Origin of the sequence: Leptospira harrisiae (genome assembly GCF_002811945.1) — a bacterium.
Lineage (GTDB): Bacteria > Spirochaetota > Leptospiria > Leptospirales > Leptospiraceae > Leptospira_A > Leptospira_A harrisiae.
This window is the reverse complement of sequence record NZ_NPDX01000005.1, coordinates 91398-111229: the sequence shown is the minus strand read 5'-3', so window position 1 is coordinate 111229 and position 19832 is coordinate 91398. Positions and strand designations below refer to the sequence as shown.

Sequence of the window (19832 nt, the reverse complement as noted above, 5' to 3'; positions counted from 1 at the left end):
AGTTCTAAAATTTATAGTTGAAATCAGAAGAAATCACCAATGGACTTTATTTCGAATGAATGAAGTTCCTAAGTAAATCCTTTCCCTCTTCTGACCCAAAAGATTCAGGGTGGAATTGAACCCCTTCAATTTTTAATGTTTTGTGCCGAAGACCCATAATTTCTCCCTTCCCTTCTCCCGCGGAAACTCGTGCAGTGACCTCTAAATCTTTAGGAAGAGACGTTTCTTTTGCGACTAATGAATGGTAACGCATAATCTCAATCCCTTGCGTTAAACCAGAAAAAACGCCTTTTCCATCATGTTCAATTGGAGAAAGTTTTCCATGCATGGCTACACTGGCGCGTACCACTTCTCCACCAAACACCGTAGCCATACCTTGCATTCCTAAACAAATACCAAGAACAGGTGTAGTTTTTCCCAACTCTTTTAGAATATCGGCACTTACTCCAAAATAGGCTGGATCTGCTGGATGGCCGGGACCTGGAGATATAATAATCTTATCGTAGTTAGCTGATTTAATCACTTCAAAAGGTTTTTCATCATTTCGAATCACATCCAATTGAAATGGTTTTTCACTTTCTTCTAAAATTTCTCCAACAATTTGGTAAAGATTGAATGTAAAAGAATCATAATTATCTAAGATGAGGACTTTCATTTTGGTTTCTCCATTTGTTGTTTTTCGGTTACTTTGTATTGTATTTTTGTTCGTTAGTAACTAAGGAGCTTTATGCAAATCTAAAGCTTTTCTAACTGATGCCATTTTATTAATAATTTCTTGGTATTCATCTTCCGGTTTAGAATCAAAAACGATCCCACCAGAGGCACGAACAAAACCTTTGTTTCCATTCACAAAAAAACTACGGATGGGAATGGCAAAGGTACAATCACCATTTAATCCAAAACTTCCCACGGCACCGCCATAAGGACCTCGCGGGGATTTTTCAATTCGTTCAATGATTTTCATCGATTCAATTTTTGGCGCACCAGAAAGAGTTCCTGCAGGAAACGAAGAGGCAAGTCCTGAAAACATATCTTCTTTAGAAGACAAAATTCCAACCACTTCGCTTGAGATATGTTGCACATGAGAAAACCGTTTTACATCAAAACGCCTACGAACCTTTACAGTTCCAAATTTTGCCACTCGTCCCACATCATTGCGGTGGAGATCAATCAGCATATTGTGTTCTGCAATTTCTTTTGGATCGGTTAAAAGTTTGCGAGCCAGGAGAGTGTCTTCTTTGGCATCTGCGCCTCGTTTGGTGGTTCCAGCCAATGGAAAAGATTCCATTTCCCCTTGCCGCAATCGAAAGAGTAATTCAGGACTGGCACCTAAAATAGCTCGGCTTCCAAATTTTACATAATACATATGAGGAGAAGGATTGATTTCCCTTAACGTTTCATAAATCGCTAATGGGTTCCCATCCACAGTGTAAATTTCTTCAAACCCAATTTGGCATTGAAATGTATTACCTGCTTTTACTTCCTCTAAAGCTTCTTCCACCATTTGTCGGTGGACCTCTTTAGATAAGCCAGCCTGTAATAAAGAAACCTCTGCTTTTGGCTTTTGTGATTTTTCCTTACTTACATCCTTTAAGATTTGGTTCACTTCTTGGGTACGGTTGGTTCCATTATCAAAATAAATAAGTTCGCCAGTGAATTTGTCATAAATGAGTCCATCCAGATACAAACCAAAAATCATCGCAGGAAAATCAGGATGTGGTTCGAGTTTCAATTTTGGTTCAAAAAATTGCATACTTTGATAACCAAGGTATCCTACAAATCCTCCCGCATAACTAATGCTTAGTGAATTGTAATCGGTGAGTTCCCGAAGTGCAAAATAGGGATTCTCAACAGAATATTTTTTTCCGTCAATTTCTAAAACCCCAGGCTCTCCTACGATCAAATGAGATGGCTCGAATCCTATCACAGAGTAACGTGAATCGTATTGGTTATCTCCTGCCGATTCGAGAAGGAAACAATTCTCATATTTCGCTTCAATGACCCGAAATAATTCCCAAAACTCGATTCCTTCCGGCAAGGTAAGAGAAGTATAATTTGGTTTTTTAGGGATCTTGATTTTCGGAAGTGTTTGGCTCATAAAAACTCTGTATTAGGTACCAAGATTCATTTTGAATCTTTTTATGAAATAAAAAAGGCAGGTGCCGGATTCCGGAACCTGCCTTTCTACGTGGGATTCTTAGATCCGTTCTTATTTTAAGTTTTGGTTTGCAAAGTCCCAGTTTACTAAATTCCAGAATGCTTCTACGTATTTCGGACGAGCATTGCGGAAATCAATATAATATGCGTGTTCCCAAACATCAATGGTTAACAATGATTGGAGTCCATCTTTCAAAGGGCTTCCTGCATTGCTAGTGTTTACGATTTCGACACCGTCACCTTTTTTCACAAGCCAAGTCCAACCAGATCCAAAGTTTGTGATCGCAGATTGAGAGAACTTTTCTTTAAAAGCATCGAAAGAACCAAAAGATTTTGTGATTAAATCGGCAACTGCACCGGTAGGAGCTCCGCCACCTTTTGGAGAAAGAGAATGCCAGTAGAAAGTGTGATTCCAAATTTGAGCTGCGTTATTAAAAATTCCGCCGGAAGACTTTTTTACAATTTCTTCAAGTGTAGCATTTTCAAACTCAGTTCCTTTGATAAGGTTGTTGAGGTTTGTAACGTAAGTTTGGTGGTGTTTTCCATAATGAAACTCTAAAGTTTCAGGTGAAATGTGCGGAAGAAGTGCATCCTTTGCATAAGGAAGTTCTGGGAGTTTATGTTCCATGATCGGTCTCCTGATGGATTCAAGTGTAATTGTATTTTGTATCTAGTATGGATCGCAAAAGCAAATCGTAAACTAAAAAAGTAGAACGATTCTAATCGTTCCTCTCTATTAATTTCGACTGACTGTCGAACGAACTGTCTTCAATAAATTTAAAATTTCCGAATGTAAAACTCCGTTAGAAGCCACTAACTCCGGAAGTCCGGTATAGTAATGGACACCATTTAAGTCAGTCAATTTCCCACCTGCTTCTGTTAAAATGACAGAAATGGCAGAAACATCCCAATGTTTTACAGTTTTTTCCCAAATGGCATCCATCACACCTTCCGCAATGAAACATGCATCTAAAACAAAGGAACCAGTGCGACGAAATGACCTAGCATAAGTTAAAAACCCTGATAAATCAGCCATGATTTCTTGGATCATATGAGCGCGTTTTGTGGGAAGATTGGGAGAAAAAATGGCTCGGTTTAGTTCCGAAATTCTGGAGGTAACAATGGGTTCTCCATTTTTATAAGCACCTTCACCAAGCACTGCAGAATAAACTGACTCCTGTGGAGGGACAATCACAACACCACCAACGGGAGTTTCTCTATGTTCGAGTCCAAAGGAAATCGCATACAAAGGAAGGCCTCGAACAAAATTCATGGAACCATCCACAGGATCTAGAACCCATTTAAAATCACCACCGTCTATGGTAGGTTTATCTTCGCAGATAATTCCATCTTTAGGAAATGACTTTTGTAAAAAACGAATCAAAATATCACCTAACTTTCCATCGGCGGCGTCAATTCGTTCCTTTTCATCAGCATCTGTTTCCGATCGAATTGCGGAAACCTCACGTTGGATTTTTTTAGCTTCATGGATGATTCCCATCGCATTTGCTTTTACATATTCGATCCGCTTGATGGTTTCATCTACGGGGAAATTAATGGTTGGTGAAGAGATTCCCATACTACCTGCTTTTTAATTATCGGATGATTTTTGAATGACTTTCCATAAAATATTTCCGGACTTCGACTGCGTCCGTTCCACTTCAAAAGAAGATAGATATTCATGATATTTTTTTAACGTTTCGTCTGGAATTCCTAACTCTGTTTCAGTAAGAATGGGATAAAAATTTCGAAATTGTTGGATGGTTTTTGGCAAACTAGGAATTAAAAACCGAAGTGATAACGACAAATAATCAATTCCAATCGGACTATAAATTCTTCCTAATTTCCAAACTTCAGAGCTAATTCCTAATTCTTCTCGGATTTTCGATTCCGTTTCCGAAAAATCAATTTCATCAAAAATTTCTGAAAACCTTCGGATTGGTTTGTTATCATCCTTTTCCGATTCAACACGAAATATTCCACCCTGAAATCGTTTTGCTTCAAAGTCAGTAATGTCTTCCCCGTCTTCTTTCGTAGAATGAAGGTGAATGATTTTGGTTTGAAAGTACAACCGATCCGTGATAATGGATGGAGTCATATTTTGTGAGCCAGGTTTTTTGATTTCTTCCGACTTTGCCCCACCCAAGTACAACATATCCACAGAAAACACATATAAAAAACGGGAAGATCCAAATAACATAGGCCGAACAAAAAACAATTTTCCTGTTTCTCGTTTGGGTCTTGGTTCGGGTAATAAACAAGTTCCTTCTATGGCTTCTGGAATATACTTTAAAACAGTTTGAACAAAATCTTTGATATCACCAAACTCGGGTTGTGTGACAGAAGTACCTGGGATAACAAATCGGTCAGGAAACTGAATGTAAGGTGTATGTAGATTATCCACATAAATTTCACCTGGTTTATTTTTTCCGGATGTTTCGTTTAAAATCCGATTGATTGATTTAAAATCTTGTATTCTCATCTTCTATTTTAAAATACCAAAGTTTTATTTGGGAATTCTTTTGAGTTTGTAACCAAACGGCTTTAAAATCGAAAGTCCCGCCAACTTATATCGGTTAGAGTGGTTCATTGTAATTTCATAATTGAATTGTTTTCCTTCTCGGTAATGACGTTCAATTGTCGCACCAAGAAAACCAAAGGGAACCCCTGCTCCCTTCAATATCTTTCTATATAATAAAATAAAACTTTCTGGTGTGAGAGAGGTTCCCACATAATAAACCTTACCTTTACCAAAAGAATTCACAGTGATCGCAGCTTTACCGGAATAAAACTTTTTTGAATCATTGTATCTCGCTACGACTTTGGCAGTTGTTGGCTCCAAAATTTCACAGAACTTGGATCCTTTGAGAGGTAAAATTCCCATTCGAATTCCCACTTTGTCAGTTGCTGGTGCTTCAAACTGAAACACCTCTACTCCAGTCATTTCTCCAAAAACTCCCGGAACTGGCTCTTCTACCATCCAATGGTCTTTGTCTTTAATTCCCGCCCGATAACCAAGAACCAAAGTTCCTCCATTTGCTACGTAAGTTTTTAATTTTTCTACAATCGATGGATCGAACATTGTATACAGTGGCAATGTTAATACTTTATACTTTGACCAATCGTTTTCTGCACTAATGGGAAGAGAATGAGCGTTTACATTTAAAACATTGGTCCCTGCAAACCAAGTAGCAAGTTCAATATCGTATCCGACTTGGGCAAAGGGAACCGGTGAAAATTTTAAAGCATCACTCAAAGGTTGGTGTTTGTAATTACGTGAATTTTCAATATCGTGTAAAATTGCCACTTCAGCTTTGTAAGGTGAATCAGCAATATCTGATGCAAACTCATTGATATCTTCAATAGTCTTTTTTAACTCAAAGTATTTGTGTGTTTTTCGTTTTCCGTGATCCAAAATTCCATAACAAAGTTGTTCCTGACCAAAACGGGCAGTACGATAACGAAAGAAATAGATTTGATTCGCACCATTCACAATGGCTTGTGTAAGCCATAAACCAATTTGCCCCGGTGGTGGAAGATAACCTAAAGTATCATGGCCCTGCACACCTGAGAATTGTTCCATGACAGTGTACGGTTTGTTTTTTAATCCTCGTGAATACTGCTGAGTGGCCGTGACCAAAGGATGAGGGTATGGTTCTTGTTGGTTCCCCCAGACAGGATAGTTGTCCCAAGACACATAGTCCAATTTGGAAAATAATTCTGCCATGTCTGTCACAGGTAAAAAAGGAGATGGATATAGATTGGTTGTAAGAGGTTTTCCTTTACTATATTTACGTAATATCTCTGCTTGGAAATGAATGTAAGAAACCAGTTCATCTGATTGGAACCTGTAATAGTCTTGGATCATGGCAGGATTGAAATTACTAGCGACGTGAGCCGCCGGTAACGGAATTTCATTCCAGTCTGAGTAGATCACTCCCCAAAAAATATTCCCCCAACGTTTGTTAAGCGAGTCTAGATTCTTGTATTTTGTTTTTAACCAAGTACGAAAATTTTTAAGCGCTAATGGAGAATAATCGACGTCTGAACCTTCGTGCCCTGGTTCATTGTCAATTTGCCATCCAACAACCGCTGGGTGATTTCCAAAATGTTTGGCCATTGCAGTAACGATTCGTTCCGTTGCTTTTTGATAAGCTGGGGAAGAAAAACAAGCCTGGCGTCTAGTTCCAATCCCTCTAATGATCCCTTCTTTAGATACCTGAACAATTTCTGGAAATTTTTTGTACAACCAAGGGGGAAAGGTAGCTGTTGGTGTGCCAAGAATGGCTGTCATTCCGTGGTCTTGGACTTTTTTTAAAACCGCATCAAACAAAGAAAAGTCGAACTTTCCTTCCTTTGGTTCCATAAGTCCCCAAGCGAATTCTGCGAGCCTTACTGACGAAAGACCCATCTCTTTCATAATTTTTAGGTCTTCATCCCAATCCTTAGGGTTCCATTGTTCGGGGTAATAACAGGCGCCAAAGATCATATTTTTCCTTTTTGCGATTGCAGAATCTATCTTGTGACACAGACTGAATCAGAAAACACCCCTTTCAATCAAATAATGTCTGACCAAGTTATTTTAGGTATATCCAACACCCACCACTATCGATTTACTTTAGTCGATTTGACAGAAACTGCCAAAGAAGCTATGTTTCTTCATTCTCTAAACAAAGAAATGTCCGTATTTCTTTCTAAAACCATGATGGGTGCGTTGTTTCTCGCAGAGATGACAAAAAACCAGCAAAAGGTGAGCATTCAATGGAAAGATGATTCCAACAAACAAGCCTTAGCCTATAGTGATCGCTACGGTAAAATGAAGTCCGTCGCTTATTCAGCAAGCCATGAAGAAGGTGATATCCGAAATGAATTCATTTTAGGCCAAGGGATTATGAAAGTAATTCGTTGGGACTTTGATTCAGACACTTACCAATCTTATACAAACCTTGTAGAAGATACCTTTGAAGTAAATTTTATCAAGTATCTTACTGAATCTGAACAAATCAAGGCCATCGTAGGAATGGAAGTTTTTCCATTTGATTTTCCAGGAAATGATTTTTCCGCAAAAGGTTTGTTCTTTGAAGCACTGCCTGATGCTCCCGAAGAAAGTTTTAAGTATCTGATTTCCAAAATCCAACCTCTTGTGAAAAGAGAAGCTTTTTGGGCACTCAGTATCAATGAAATGTTGGCTTCTCTACAAACTGAAATAGGTTCGGAATTGGAAGTACTCAGCAACGAATCTCCAGAATTTTTATGTGATTGTTCCAGACATAAGGTAGCAGATATCATTGCTTCCCTTGGTAAACAGGAAGCTGACTCCATCATCGATGAATTTGGAAAAATAGAAATTACATGTGAGTTTTGTAGAACAGCCTATCAATTTGATTCTTTTGATGTGGAGAAATTCTTTAATCAATGAAGGCCAGTTTTCTCTCTCTTAGAGAATCGGAACTGAATCCAGTTTTTTTAAGTTTGGACCAATTGGTAGAACGATACCTTGCGAAAAAGATATTTCCTATCTTACTGATTTCGGGTGAAATGGGCGCCGGCAAAACTACTTTTATCCGAGAATGGTTTAGTCGATTTGGGACAGAAAGTTCTATCAATTCACCTACTTTTTCTTTATATAATATTTATGATTCCCCTAACTTTCGTTTGTATCATTTTGATTTATACAGGATTAAAGTTTTGGAAGAATTAGATGAGCTTGGATTTGAAGAAATTTGGGGAAAAGAAGGTGTCTCTGCCATTGAGTGGTGGCAACTTGCAGAACCTTATTTACCAAAAAATAATCGCATCTATTTGTCGATTGATTCGGATTCCATAGAAGTTCGTTCCTATACTTTGAAATGGTCGGAAGAGGAAGTTCGATGAATATTTTATATTTCGACACAACCCAAGATTGGATTCAAGTCCTTGTTTCTAAATATTCCGAAAACACAGACTTGGAAATACTTTCCGAACAAACAGAAACTACACCTAAAGAATCTTCTTATATGCTAGTTGAATACATCCGATTGGGTATAGAGAAAGCCAAAATCAATAAACCGGATCTCATCATTGTTGCAAATGGTCCAGGTTCTTTTACGGGTATTCGCATAACAGTGACTACCGCTAGAGATCTTTCCCAATTGTGGGAAATTCCCGTATTCGGAGTAGATAGTTTAGAAGTATATTTAGTAGGAATCAAAGGAAAGGAAGTAGACGCAAAAACTTCCCTACTCTGTTTAGATGGGAAACAAGGAAAATACTATACAAAGTATAAATCCGAAAAAGGTTTATCAGAATCTTTTGATCTGACTCCTGAATCCATCGAAGTCAAAATCAAAACCTCAGAATGGACACCTAACAATTGGTACTATACTGGAAATTTGCCTAAGTTTTACCCTAATGCCGCGATAAAAATTGAGGCGACAAACTTAAATCTTTCGTCTATACTACAGTATAGTTTGAAACAATACTTCAAAACAGAACCAAATAAAAACGACTATTTATCTCTCCTGCCCAACTACATCCGCGGGACCTATGTAGATCACAAATGAATTTATGGATACCTATAAAATACAAAGAAAAATCATAGAATTTCTGGATCAAAAATCCGGAAAGGACATCACAAGACAAGAGATCAAAAAAAAATTTACCGAATCAAGTGAATTCAAACGACCCGACCCAAAAACGAAGAAAGTAAAAGCCTTCAAACGAAAAGAAAAAGTTCCTAGAAAAGAAATCGAATTTCTAATTGATCAACTTCTCAACTTGTTAGAAGCCGAAGGATTACTAATTCCTAACAAAAAATACTTAACTGTAGCAAATCCCTTTCGCCTAACAGGCAGAATCTCCATATCCCGTAGAGGTGATGGTTTTATCTCACTCCCTTCCAAAAACGAAATTTTTGTTCCAGGGCCAATGACCAATTCAGCCATCACCGGTGATAAAGTAGAAGTCATCCCTTTGGGTGTTGGCAAAAGAGACAGGCTCGAAGCAGAAGTCACGAATATTGTCAAACGTGGTCGTGTTCTTTACCGAATGCGAGTCAGAGAGAAAACCAATAAATTTGTTTTTGGAAATTTCCTCGATATGCTTGGTGAAGGCAAAGAAGGTGTACTTCATGTAAAATCCATTCTCAAAGACACCTTTGATTCGATAAATGTGAATGATATTTTAATCGTTAAATTTAAAGAAGGCGCACTCCCACAAGACAATCTTTATGATGTCAGTTTTATTCGATTTGAATCGGACACAAAAGAAGATAGCGACCTACAACGGATTTTAATGAAGTACAATTATGATCCGGTGCATCCTGATTTTATTCCTTTGGACTTTCCAGAAGAAGTATCAGAAAAAACTGTTACGGATTGGAATACAAGAACTGATCTGCGAGATTTATATGCAGTCACAATCGATGGAATTACAGCGAAAGATTTTGATGACGCCATTAGTTTTGTCGACGAAGGGAATAAGCTTCGTGTATGGATTCATATTGCCGATGTTTCTTATTACGTAGAAAAAGATTCACCTCTGGACAAAGAGGCTTATGAAAGAGCCACATCAGTTTATTTAGCAAACCGTGTGGTTCCAATGTTACCACCGATTTTATCTGAAGACCTTTGTAGTTTGGTTGCGAATACAAATCGCCTTGCTTTTACCGTTGAGATGGAAGCAAGTAAAACAGGTGAAATTTACAATGCCAAGTTTTATAAGTCAGTCATCAAAGTGAATACAAGATACACTTATGAAATGGCCGAAGAAGAAATCAAAGCTAAAGATCCAAAAAATTGGATGTTCCAAGTTTCACAATTCACAGAAGCCTTACGCAAACGTAGAATGGAAGCTGGTCGAATTGATTTAAACTTACGAGAAACCACAATCACCTGGAACGAAAGAAAAGAACCAATTGGAATAGAAAATCGAGAACGCCTAACAAGTCATATGCTCATTGAAGAATTGATGTTGTCTGCTAACTTGAAAGTAGATGAATTTTTGAGAAAAAGAAAAGCTCCGTCATTACATCGTATCCACGAAGCGATGGATGAAGAAAAGTTAGAAACTCTAAATCATTTCCTCCAATTGAACGGGTATAACATCCAAATCAAAGATACAAGTTACGCAGAGATCATGAAAGCGGTGAAAGAAATTGAAGATGGTTCCGTTGGAAAAATTTTCAATTATTTGTTGTTACGAAGTTTTATGCAGGCCTACTACGGATCGGATCCACTTGGGCACTGGGGACTTGGGTTTAAGGACTATTGCCATTTCACCTCTCCTATCAGGCGTTATCCAGATTTGATTGTTCATCGTGTGTTACAGGCCACACTTCTTGAAACGGAAAGAACCTATTCAGAAAATGAAATAGCTGTGATGGGTTTACATTGTTCAGAAGAAGAAAGAAGGGCTGCAGATGCCGAACGAGACATTGTCAAAATTAAATCTTTTCGTTATTTGGAATCTACAGGGATAAAGGAATTCAAAGGTTTTATTGTTGGAATCCGACCTTCACAAATCTTTGTGGAACTAGATATTTCTAATTTGGAAGGTGTTCTCGATAAATCAGAGTTTACCGATGAATTTGAAGTTACGATTAAAAACGACTTCTCCTTCTATTCAAAGAAGTATTCCAAAATATTTTTTATAGGAGATCCAGTTTCCGTAAGCCTTGATCGAATCGATTTTGAAGAGATCAAAGTTTTTTTGAAATTAAAAGATTTCAAAAAAGATGAGTCCACAACTAAAAAGAAATAACGGTAGTTCCGAATCTATTTTATAAAGATAGATTCGGGATTTCTTCTCGTTTCCACACCTTTCTAAAAAACTGTCTATCTTTCACTTGAATCGACATGATCTTTTGAATGATGGCTTCTTCACTGATTTGATAAGTTTTCATCAAATCTCGATCCAAAGACAATTGTGAATGCGCTACCCATTTCACTAGAGAACGTTTGGTTCTTTCTGATTCTGGCAATAGTTCATTCACAGAATCAAAAAAAGTTTCATGACTTAGAAAAAGTCCATTGGAAATTTCTGGCATTGGGGCTGCACCATGATCAGCCGTTACCACCATAATAAAGTTATCACCATAATTAGTTTTTAGAAATTCAAAGATAGTTCGGATTTCTTTATCCGTAGCTTTTAAAACCTGTTCTGCTTCTTTCGATTCCCAACCATACAAATGACCCACAGCATCTGTAGCCTTTAAAGTTACATACGCAAGATCTGTGATACCATCTTTATCTTTCTTCGTATTGAGAATGGTTTCTGTAAGAGTATCACGAAAGAGAGCTCCATCCATCATTGCTTGAAATTCTGATCCTTGAAAATGATGGATTTTTGCAATTAAGTCGATTGGATCTTTGGCTTCGAAATGCGTAGAAATATCTTTTTTATGGTCAAAATAGAATTTGTACAGATTGTACTTTTGTACTGACTTAGGTACAAGGTAAGCATCATTATATGTTGACCAAGATAGATTTTTTACATCTTGCCAATAAACGTAATCGCTATCTGGAGGACTTTCCGCAGAATTTTTTATCATGGGGGAGTATTGTTTTCCATGTCCTCCCATACCAACTGCCGCTCTTGCCGCATAACACTGACTCACGATGACTGGTTCATTGTTCTTTGAAAGATCCCATTCGTCCGCAAAACTTGGGACTTGCATCTCGTTTAAATCCCATTCTTTATTTTTACCTTGGTAAACAGGTCTATGGAGAACTTTTCCATCTGCGTAAGTATAAATTTCATTTGAAAAGATTTTTGAGTCTTTTGGAAAAGCACCGGTCCCAATGGCCATATGTCCGACAGCTGTATGCGATTCTAAATGTGCGACTTTTGCTTTTTTAAAATATGCAGATTTGTTTTTTAAATCTTCTAGGAAGGGAAAAGCACCTTTATGTGCTTTGTATAGTTGTCTTCCACCTTGGTCTACAACTACAGTAACAATGATTTCTGGTTTTGCCTTTTGGTTTACGAAGATTTTATCCAAATAAGAAACATCAATCGTATTCTTAAATGGAAAGTCTAAAATTTTCCCGTAAATGGAAGGAATATGTTGTTGGTTGATTTCATCAGAATATTGTCCAGTGCGAATCCATTTTGGCCCATAGATCCAAATGGGAATTTCTGTATCGTAGAAATATTGAGTATAGTGTGAAGTGTAATTTACCTCTTTCGAAAAATGTTCGTCTTCCGCATCCAATTCCCATTGGTTTTTTAAATCATCCCAGGACAAATTATGATCTTCTAAAATATTTTTGATTTCCTCCTTTGAATAATGGGAAAGAGTGATTGCATCCCTTGCTTCTCTATCAAAAATATAAAATGGATATGGTGCTAATATTAAATCGGTATCAGGCTGCATGGAAAGATAGGCAGCAAGTTTATAATCTTTTTCCCAACCACAATTGAAAAGTACCAAAAACAGACCAACTATGACTGCAATATTTCGTTTTATATATTTTTGGTGTATCACTGTTTCCTTCCTATCTTGTTACACTCTACCTGATGTTTACTTTACTAGGCAAGTGCGAATTAAAGTTGTTGGTGATCTCATGTGTCATAACTCACAGATCTCAACCTATTATTTTCCGAAATCAAAACAATACGATTCCAGTAGTAGTTTCGAATACGTTTCAAATTCATTACAAGATGCTGATTTAACATTAGGAAATTTAGAAACTACGATTGCGACAGATCCGAATGAATTTACAGGTTACCCTAGATTTGGTTCTCCTATCGGCTATTTAACGGGTATCAAAAATGTTGGATTCGATATTTTATCCACAGCTAACAATCATTCTGCTGACAAAGGTGCCTTTGGAATAGACAATACAATTGATTCTGTAAAACAAATGGGAATGGCTCCTATTGGAACATTTAAATCCAATTCTGATTACTTAGATAGAAAAGATTTTTTTATCGAGGTCAATGGAATCAAAATTGCGATTTATAATTATACATATTCCACTAATGGGATTCCTGTTAAAAATGACCGAATTGTTCGATTACTAAATGAAAAACAGATTCAGGAAGATGTGGCTTTTGCCAAAGAAAGGGGAAACCATTTTGTGATCCTTTGGTATCATTATGGAACTGAGTATGAAGAAAAACCAGATAAGTCAGAAACCAAATGGGTGAATGTTGGACTCGATGCTGGTGCTGATATCATCATTGGAGGTCATCCACATGTTGTGCAAAAAATTGATCAGTTCCAAGAAGAAAAAAGTTGGGAAGATCGGCTGGTTGCTTATTCCCTTGGTAATTTTTTGTCCGCTCAAAATAGAGAAAACACTGATGGTGGAATTATTTTATCTTTCGAATTAGAAATCAATTCACAGAAACAAAAACGAATTAAAAATGTAATTACGGAACCGGTTTGGGTTTATTCCCATGGGTATAAAATCATACCTATTTTAAAATACACGAGGAATGAAATTCCATTAAAACTTCCAAAACATTCAGAAAAAAGAATGTTTGGTTACGAAGCCCATCTAAAAAAAATTCCCGGTATCATATTTTAAATTAATTTAACTAAGAGGATTCATTTTAACCTGAGATTTCTCCGGCAATCAGATCGTATCCTTTTCCTTCACGAATCAAATCAATCGAGTCATCATTGATTTGTAAAATTGTGGAAAGTTCTGTTTTCACAATCCCACCATCTATAATCCCATCCACTTGGTTACCATAAATAGATTCTAAATCATCAATGTCGATTATGAACTCATCATCACAAAAGGCAGAAGTGGACGTGAGAGGAGAGTCATGAATTTTTAAAAGTTCACTTAAGTAGATGTGATCGGGTATTCTAATACCAATTTGTTTATCCTTATGGTGAACCACTGAAGGTTTTGGAAGGTTTTTATTGGCCTTTAAAACGAAGGTAAAGGGTCCGGGTGTGACACGTTTCATCAGTCTGTAAGCTGAATTTGGTAAATATTCAATGAAATTGGAGGCCATTGAAATGTCTTTGCACATCAGAGAAAGTGGTTTGTCTTTGGGAAGTTTACGAATGGCGTATATTTTCTCAACTCCCAGCTTAGAATGAGCATCGGCAATGATCGCATAAACCGTGTCAGTTGGAAAAATATACACGGCTCCATCCTTCAGTCTGTCCGAAATTTGTTTGAGTTTTCGGATTTCGGGATTTTCTGGATGGAGATAAAGAATCATAAAATTTAACAGCAACTATTGTGCTGTGAGCCCCCCATCCAAAACGATGCACTGGCCTGTCATATAAGAAGAAGAATCAGATGCCAAATAGATCGCTGCTCCCAGTAACTCTTCCGGTTTGCCAAGTCTACCCATAGGAATACCAGCAAGCACTTGTTTCATGATAAATTCTTTATCTTTGATCATATCAGTCATTTCTGTATCAATAAGCCCCGGACAAATGACATTCACTCTGTAACCATTGTTACACCATTCGATGGCAAGGGCTTTGGATAAAGTAATGACAGCGCCTTTCGTACCTGAATACACTGATGCAAGTTTACTTCCTACCATTCCAAGAACGGAAGCCACGTTGATGATGTTTCCGCCTTCTTTTTTGTGATGTTTGTAATATGCCTGACAATTGCGAAACACACCTACGTAGTTTGTTTGGACTATGTTTTGCAATTCTTCTTCTTTAAATCCAGAAGCAGGAGTGTTCGTTGCGATCCCTGCATTGTTAATGAGTGTATTGAGTTTTCCATGTTTTGCTCTGATTTGGCCAATGATTTCAAATGCGGCACCTTCGTTACGTACATCAAGAACAACACCATTGATTCCTTCTTTGGCCATCCATTCAATAGATTCCGGTCTGGAACCTGCACCATAGACAATGGCTCCTGCATCTCTAAAACCTAATGCCAAAGTTTTTCCAATACCTCGGCTGGCACCAGTGATCAAAATCGATTTTCCTTTTACATCAAATAAATTCATTTTACCTCGTGATTGGAAGGATAACAATCGCTAGCTTGAGGTTTTGTGTCTTCCAAAAGTTTTTTATAATCTAAAGTATTATCATCCCGAACCAAATCTCTTCTTATGTAGTGTGTTCCTTTTTCATAGTAATCTGCTACAGGATTACAATCTTGGATGTCTTCCGAAAAACCTCGTTTGCATCCAAAAACAAAAACGATCGCCCATAAAAAAATAGCCAAAAGTCGAGGACTCATCATAATGAAATGAAACAATATCCCGTAAGGAATAGCAAGAATTTGTTTATACTCAAATCGACATCACCAAGACGGATCCAAATACTCACTGATCTTGGATTTTCATTCCAAGTGGAACCAGCAAACATTGATGAAACGCAAATTCCAGGAGAATTCCCTTTAGTTTACTTAGAACGAATGGTTCACTCTAAATTGGGAGATCAAGCTGAGAAAAACAACTTATACCTCGCAGCCGATACCATTGTTGTATTTGAAAATGAAATTTTACACAAACCGATCGACTTAGAAGATGCGGTTCGCATACTCCGAACCCTTTCTGGGAAAAAACATTCAGTCTTTTCTGGAGCAGGTTTACGTATTGGAACAAAGTTTGATTTCTTTTATGAAGAAACAAAAATCTTATTTAAGAACTGGAAGGAAGCTGAGATTCGGGATTATATTTTGAGGTGCCAACCATTTGACAAAGCTGGATCCTATGGAATCCAGGATGAAAATGGCCCGGTATTAGAACGAGTTGGTTCCTATACCAATGTGCTGGGATTTCCCCTCCGAAGTTTTTTTGCACTTTCTTCGGTTTGGTTGCCATTCTGGGAAAGGTCTATTACGCGTATAAGTTGACTAAATTTCCCGGTTTGTAGGCCGCTTTGGCATCCGGACTTGTTTGGACTTCCGCTGCTTTTTTTTCTGTTTCACCAGAAACATATTTAGGCTGGTACGAGCGCGATTGAATTTCTTCCACTTGCTCCACTGCTTGGGTATTGTATGCGGGAGACACATACATATACGGTTCGCCTAGTCCTGAAACTCTTGCCACATTACTTGAGATTTCCATACTATGAATATCGCCTCGATCCTATCGAAAGATTAGACCGGATTTACGAAAATGGAAACAAAAAAATCACAAGCGAGAGAATTTACCTCTCTTTTCCAACTCTTCAAAACCCAGACTAGTAACCTTCCGCAATTTTTTGCCTATTCGGGGGAAGATTCCTATGAATTCGAACTTATCATCGATCATTACAAAGAAGCTCTTTCGAAATCATCAGGAGCCTATGAGATCATTCTGATCGTTTCTGAATCAGGGGAACAGGCAAAACTTTTTGCAGAACTGTTTACTCCTGACATGTTTTATCCTAGAAAACTCATTATAGTCAAACAAGCTGCTGCACTTTTTAAACCCATACTTGATGCAAAAGCCGCACAAGAATGGAAAGACTTTGCCTCTGGTTTTCGCAAAAACATAACCTCTGTTTCCGATGAAATTTTTCTTATTGTTCATTACGATGGAAAAGATGTCCCACAAGGTTTGGTCCAACTTTTCCAAGGAACCTTAAACTATTACAAAACTAAGTTTCTGTATCCAAGCGATTATCCCAAAGTTTTCAAAGAAGTTTGTGATCAGGAACAAGTACACTTTGAACCGAATGCTGCCGAAGAATTCATCCATCGCATTCCTGCCAATGTAGGTGCTTATTTAAAAAGTGTAAAAAAACTCAAACAATACCTACACCGTTCTAAATTTACAATCGATGATGTGAATTCTGTTTTGTTTAGCCAAAATGAACTAAATACAAATGTTCTTGTGGAGACCTTAGTCCAAAAACGTAAGGTAGATTTTTTTAAAGAATTCACAAAGTTTGGAGACCAAAATTCAGAGATCCTTAGTTTCTTAACTAGACTCAGTTACAAACTGGATGAGATTCGCAAAATCAAAGTCATACGGGCAAGGCATAATGGTGAAGTTCCCATTCCGATCATGGATGAACTTTTAAAAACAGGAAGTTATTCTGATGCGAGGAAAAATTTTGTAAGAAAGCAATTGGTTTCTGATTCTGCTTTATTTACGGATAAAACTTTAGATTTGTTTTATGACCAAGTAATTGAAATGAATATCAAATTCAAATCGGGTCTACGCGATGAAGAAGGAAGGAACTACTTTTTACAAAAAATTATGCACCTCTTTTCCTTACTTCAAGAAAGATCTTCCAAATGATATTCATGCAATTTGCGATATAAATTTCTTTCAGAAATTCCCAGTAATTTGGCAGCTTTTTCTCTATTCCCTTTCGTATAAATCAAATTGGCTTTGATGATTTCTTTTTCATAAGTTTCCAAACTAATCCCTGGTTTTACCTCCAAATCAGACAATTGGTTTTCAAAAAAATGGGAAGGAATCTGCTTCCAATGCAATTGTTTGCTGGAAGAAAATCCAACAAGGGCAAAGATCATATCTCGTAATTCAGAAAGATTCCTAGTAAACGTTTTGTTTTTAAAGAATACAAAAAACTCTTCTTCTATCCCTGTTATTTTTTTTCCGAGATCAGTATTTGCTTCTTCTAAAAATTGAGAAACAAATAAGGGTAATTCAGAAATTCTTTTTTTCAGATTGGGAAGTTCAAACCGAAAGGACTTTAACTGATCATAGAAGTCAGCATACACATTCTTTTGGTTTAAAATTTCTACTTCTTCAGAATGAATTTCCCAATATAAATTTACTTTAGACTTTTCTTCATATTTTTCTGATTTCCACCATTGGTGTAATAACAAAACTTCTTCCGGTTTTGCTTTTGTGATATGATCAATGAAAAGGGTAACTATTTGTTTCGATGATTTGATTTTTTCCAAGGATTCGGCGAATGGCATTGGATACGAAAAATCCAAACGAATGATTGTGTTTGGTAATATATTTTTTTGTTCTAAACTCTTTTGGATCCAAAAACTTTTTCCTACACCTCTTTCTCCAATGACTAACATCGGTAAGCTGGAATTAGAAGTTTCGATCCATTGGTTGCGAATCTTTTGAATATCAGACCCGCTGGAAATCCATTCGGAAGTTGGTTTACTTCTTTTTGATGACACTCACTGTCCCTTGCAGATATCCATTAAATTCTCTAATTTTATTTGTATCTAAAAACTTTTTTGCCTGGGAAGGTTTTACCAAAAGCGTTTTTGGATAGGTTGTATTGATTTTATATAAATTCGTTTCTGCTGGAGCATTTTTTACGCCCCAAGTGGAAAGCGGATCCAAAACAAAAGTGGTTTGGATCAAATATTCTTTTCCTTTGGTAACAACCACATCATAAGGTAACTGTATCCAAATGGCCTCTCCTTTTGATTCCACAAGAACTGTTTGGAATCTATCTTTTTCTGTTTGGTCAGAATTGGATTCCGTTCGAAGTATATATTCCAAATCGGTTTTAATCTCTTCTTTTTCCAATACACGTTTGTCGGAAATTTTTTCGTAAGCAAGGTAAAGATTATAAGGAGTGATCACATCCACTGCGGCACGAACGAGGGAAGCATCATATTTTTTGATTTGGTTTTGATTCCAGTTGAAAGGCATCGGCAATTCTTCCACCGAAGAATACACATTGAATTGGTTTAAGTAGAGGTATTCATAACCTTCGGATGTCCCTATCTTTTGGTATTCCGTAATTCCAACAACTCGGCTATTACTTGCTTTCCCAATCCTTTGTAATTCTCTAATGGTGCTTAGTTCCGAATGATTTGGAATTAATAGAACGGGTTCGATTTCCATATGTCGCAGATCATTCAAAGCCATGATGATGGAACCTGATTTGTCTTTTACAGCAGAGGAGAGTAATAAAAACAGTTTTCTAGATTCTTTTTTTCCAGAGGAAACCTTTGACTTTAATCCTTGTAATGCGGATAGAATTGATTCGGCTTGGTTGTTACCTTGCCATCCCGTTTCTTCCATCAGTTTCTTAATTTCAATATGTTCTTTTGTTGGTGGGATTGTGACTATTTTATCTTTTTTTACCAGTGTCACACCCAAATACAATCCATCTTGGTCATACATCGAAGATAAACTTTTCAAAACGTCTTTTTTGTAATATGCGTAGGATGAGTGGATATCTATAAATAGGCCTATCTCATAATTAGGAGTAATTTTGTTTTTCTTTTCATAAAACCGTGGAGGTAAAAAACGGAAACTTTTATCGTTATGTTTTTCATATGCTAATACAAAATTTGATATCAGCTTGGATTGGATGGTTTGCCTAGTTTGGTTTTTACAATTGAAGATAACAGTTTTAACTAAAATAGGATTTCCAAAATCTATCTGGTCTTGCACTACAAAATGTGATTCCCATTCGTTACAAAAAGAAAAAAGATCTTGGTCTTTTAATTCGCTTTCTTCGTTCCATTCTGATTCGTTTAGATAATTTTCTACAAGTTTCGGATCTGTTATTTCAGTAAAAAAATTTCTTTTTAAATAGTGTCGGGATAGGCGGGACAATTCAAAACCCGCCTCGCGTCGTGTCCCAAGAACTGGCGGTACTTCACCAGAGATATAGGCAGGAAGAATGGAAATTTCTTTCCCAGAAATAATTTGTGGTAAGAACGCAATAAAAACGAGGGTTAGTGTGTAGAAACTGTGAAAAGAACGGCGAGACATAAAATTAGAATCAGTCCACTAAGGGAAAATGTAAATCTTTATCCTACAGGTCTCCTTCGTTTTCTTTGAGAAAAGATTGACAAAGGGTTTTGTTAGGATCAAAT

20 protein-coding genes are annotated in these 19832 nt (G+C 37.0%); 7 read left to right on the top strand and 13 right to left on the bottom strand.

Annotated elements, in window-relative coordinates:
- Positions 1-46: 46 nt before the first annotated feature.
- From CH364_RS15290 to CH364_RS15265, 6 genes are all read right to left on the bottom strand, one after another.
- Positions 47-655 carry an anthranilate synthase component II gene (locus CH364_RS15290; RefSeq protein WP_100743639.1) on the bottom strand — a complete coding sequence of 203 codons (609 nt, stop codon included), beginning with the start codon at positions 653-655 and terminating at the stop codon, positions 47-49.
- 60 nt (positions 656-715) lie between these two features.
- Positions 716-2098, bottom strand: a complete 1383-nt coding sequence (locus tag CH364_RS15285) for an anthranilate synthase component I family protein (RefSeq protein ID WP_100743640.1) — start codon at positions 2096-2098, stop codon at positions 716-718.
- 111 nt (positions 2099-2209) lie between these two features.
- Positions 2210-2785, bottom strand: a complete 576-nt coding sequence (locus CH364_RS15280) for a superoxide dismutase (RefSeq protein ID WP_100721201.1) — start codon at positions 2783-2785, stop codon at positions 2210-2212.
- Between the two features lie 108 nt (positions 2786-2893).
- Complete coding sequence (locus CH364_RS15275) at positions 2894-3736, bottom strand: inositol monophosphatase family protein (RefSeq protein ID WP_100743641.1); 843 nt, start codon at positions 3734-3736, stop codon at positions 2894-2896.
- Between the two features lie 12 nt (positions 3737-3748).
- Positions 3749-4639: an LIC_10030 family protein gene (locus CH364_RS15270; protein ID WP_100743642.1), complete on the bottom strand. Its 891-nt coding sequence runs from the start codon at positions 4637-4639 to the stop codon at positions 3749-3751.
- 24 nt (positions 4640-4663) lie between these two features.
- Positions 4664-6646 carry a beta-galactosidase gene (locus CH364_RS15265; protein WP_100743643.1) on the bottom strand — a complete coding sequence of 661 codons (1983 nt, stop codon included), beginning with the start codon at positions 6644-6646 and terminating at the stop codon, positions 4664-4666.
- Between the two features lie 75 nt (positions 6647-6721).
- On the opposite strand from CH364_RS15265, the gene CH364_RS15260 reads away from it, so the two are divergent.
- Genes CH364_RS15260 through CH364_RS15245 form a run of 4 tightly spaced genes read left to right on the top strand, consistent with a single transcriptional unit; the run spans position 6722 to position 10896 of the window.
- The gene (locus CH364_RS15260) at positions 6722-7576 is read left to right on the top strand and encodes an Hsp33 family molecular chaperone HslO (protein WP_100743644.1); all 855 of its coding nucleotides are present in this window, start codon (positions 6722-6724) and stop codon (positions 7574-7576) included.
- On the top strand, positions 7573-8031 hold the full coding sequence (gene tsaE / locus CH364_RS15255; protein WP_100743645.1) for a tRNA (adenosine(37)-N6)-threonylcarbamoyltransferase complex ATPase subunit type 1 TsaE: 459 nt from the start codon (positions 7573-7575) through the stop codon (positions 8029-8031). The genes CH364_RS15260 and tsaE overlap by 4 nt, the downstream gene beginning before the upstream one ends.
- Positions 8028-8699 (top strand): tRNA (adenosine(37)-N6)-threonylcarbamoyltransferase complex dimerization subunit type 1 TsaB, encoded by a 672-nt coding sequence (gene tsaB / locus CH364_RS15250; RefSeq protein WP_100743646.1) that lies wholly within the window; start codon positions 8028-8030, stop codon positions 8697-8699. The genes tsaE and tsaB overlap by 4 nt, the downstream gene beginning before the upstream one ends.
- A gap of 4 nt (positions 8700-8703) precedes the next feature.
- Positions 8704-10896, top strand: a complete 2193-nt coding sequence (locus CH364_RS15245; protein WP_100743647.1) for a ribonuclease R family protein — start codon at positions 8704-8706, stop codon at positions 10894-10896.
- A gap of 19 nt (positions 10897-10915) precedes the next feature.
- Here the strand turns inward: CH364_RS15245 and CH364_RS15240 are convergent, their stop codons facing one another.
- Positions 10916-12622 (bottom strand): alkaline phosphatase family protein, encoded by a 1707-nt coding sequence (locus CH364_RS15240; RefSeq protein WP_100743648.1) that lies wholly within the window; start codon positions 12620-12622, stop codon positions 10916-10918.
- Here CH364_RS15240 and CH364_RS15235 point away from each other — a divergent pair.
- Positions 12582-13670: a CapA family protein gene (locus CH364_RS15235; protein WP_100743649.1), complete on the top strand. Its 1089-nt coding sequence runs from the start codon at positions 12582-12584 to the stop codon at positions 13668-13670. The genes CH364_RS15240 and CH364_RS15235 overlap by 41 nt on opposite strands.
- A 25-nt stretch (positions 13671-13695) precedes the next feature.
- Here the strand turns inward: CH364_RS15235 and CH364_RS15230 are convergent, their stop codons facing one another.
- The 3 genes from CH364_RS15230 to CH364_RS15220 are packed head-to-tail and all read right to left on the bottom strand — an operon-like array spanning position 13696 to position 15329.
- On the bottom strand, positions 13696-14322 hold the full coding sequence (locus CH364_RS15230; RefSeq protein ID WP_100743650.1) for an L-threonylcarbamoyladenylate synthase: 627 nt from the start codon (positions 14320-14322) through the stop codon (positions 13696-13698).
- 15 nt (positions 14323-14337) lie between these two features.
- Positions 14338-15075 carry an SDR family NAD(P)-dependent oxidoreductase gene (locus tag CH364_RS15225; RefSeq protein ID WP_100743651.1) on the bottom strand — a complete coding sequence of 246 codons (738 nt, stop codon included), beginning with the start codon at positions 15073-15075 and terminating at the stop codon, positions 14338-14340.
- A complete protein-coding gene (locus tag CH364_RS15220) occupies positions 15072-15329 on the bottom strand; it encodes a hypothetical protein (RefSeq protein WP_238776979.1) in 258 nt (85 codons plus the stop codon). The genes CH364_RS15225 and CH364_RS15220 overlap by 4 nt, the downstream gene beginning before the upstream one ends.
- A 24-nt stretch (positions 15330-15353) precedes the next feature.
- Here CH364_RS15220 and CH364_RS15215 point away from each other — a divergent pair, with 24 nt between their 5' ends.
- Positions 15354-15929 carry a Maf family protein gene (locus tag CH364_RS15215; protein WP_100743652.1) on the top strand — a complete coding sequence of 192 codons (576 nt, stop codon included), beginning with the start codon at positions 15354-15356 and terminating at the stop codon, positions 15927-15929.
- Here the strand turns inward: CH364_RS15215 and CH364_RS15210 are convergent.
- On the bottom strand, positions 15913-16143 hold the full coding sequence (locus CH364_RS15210; protein WP_100743653.1) for a hypothetical protein: 231 nt from the start codon (positions 16141-16143) through the stop codon (positions 15913-15915). The two genes, CH364_RS15215 and CH364_RS15210, sit on opposite strands and share 17 nt — an antisense overlap.
- Before the next feature lie 51 nt (positions 16144-16194).
- Between CH364_RS15210 and holA the strand changes: the two genes are divergently transcribed.
- On the top strand, positions 16195-17304 hold the full coding sequence (holA, locus tag CH364_RS15205) for a DNA polymerase III subunit delta (protein ID WP_100743654.1): 1110 nt from the start codon (positions 16195-16197) through the stop codon (positions 17302-17304).
- Here holA and CH364_RS15200 read toward each other — a convergent pair.
- Positions 17283-18170, bottom strand: coding sequence for a helix-turn-helix domain-containing protein (locus CH364_RS15200; RefSeq protein WP_100743655.1), 888 nt, complete (start codon positions 18168-18170; stop codon positions 17283-17285). The two genes, holA and CH364_RS15200, sit on opposite strands and share 22 nt — an antisense overlap.
- Positions 18151-19728 carry an LIC10012 family protein gene (locus CH364_RS15195; protein WP_100743656.1) on the bottom strand — a complete coding sequence of 526 codons (1578 nt, stop codon included), beginning with the start codon at positions 19726-19728 and terminating at the stop codon, positions 18151-18153. The genes CH364_RS15200 and CH364_RS15195 overlap by 20 nt, the downstream gene beginning before the upstream one ends.
- Positions 19729-19832: the final 104 nt, after the last annotated feature.

Coding starts and splice junctions, on each gene's coding strand:
- CH364_RS15290 (WP_100743639.1), bottom strand. CDS start 655: ATGAAAGTCCTCATCTTAGATAATTATGATTCTTTTACATTCAATCTT.
- CH364_RS15285 (WP_100743640.1), bottom strand. CDS start 2,098: ATGAGCCAAACACTTCCGAAAATCAAGATCCCTAAAAAACCAAATTAT.
- CH364_RS15280 (WP_100721201.1), bottom strand. CDS start 2,785: ATGGAACATAAACTCCCAGAACTTCCTTATGCAAAGGATGCACTTCTT.
- CH364_RS15275 (WP_100743641.1), bottom strand. CDS start 3,736: ATGGGAATCTCTTCACCAACCATTAATTTCCCCGTAGATGAAACCATC.
- CH364_RS15270 (WP_100743642.1), bottom strand. CDS start 4,639: ATGAGAATACAAGATTTTAAATCAATCAATCGGATTTTAAACGAAACA.
- CH364_RS15265 (WP_100743643.1), bottom strand. CDS start 6,646: ATGATCTTTGGCGCCTGTTATTACCCCGAACAATGGAACCCTAAGGAT.
- CH364_RS15260 (WP_100743644.1), top strand. CDS start 6,722: ATGTCTGACCAAGTTATTTTAGGTATATCCAACACCCACCACTATCGA.
- tsaE (WP_100743645.1), top strand. CDS start 7,573: ATGAAGGCCAGTTTTCTCTCTCTTAGAGAATCGGAACTGAATCCAGTT.
- tsaB (WP_100743646.1), top strand. CDS start 8,028: ATGAATATTTTATATTTCGACACAACCCAAGATTGGATTCAAGTCCTT.
- CH364_RS15245 (WP_100743647.1), top strand. CDS start 8,704: ATGGATACCTATAAAATACAAAGAAAAATCATAGAATTTCTGGATCAA.
- CH364_RS15235 (WP_100743649.1), top strand. CDS start 12,582: ATGACTGCAATATTTCGTTTTATATATTTTTGGTGTATCACTGTTTCC.
- CH364_RS15230 (WP_100743650.1), bottom strand. CDS start 14,322: ATGATTCTTTATCTCCATCCAGAAAATCCCGAAATCCGAAAACTCAAA.
- CH364_RS15225 (WP_100743651.1), bottom strand. CDS start 15,075: ATGAATTTATTTGATGTAAAAGGAAAATCGATTTTGATCACTGGTGCC.
- CH364_RS15210 (WP_100743653.1), bottom strand. CDS start 16,143: ATGGAAATCTCAAGTAATGTGGCAAGAGTTTCAGGACTAGGCGAACCG.
- holA (WP_100743654.1), top strand. CDS start 16,195: ATGGAAACAAAAAAATCACAAGCGAGAGAATTTACCTCTCTTTTCCAA.
- CH364_RS15195 (WP_100743656.1), bottom strand. CDS start 19,728: ATGTCTCGCCGTTCTTTTCACAGTTTCTACACACTAACCCTCGTTTTT.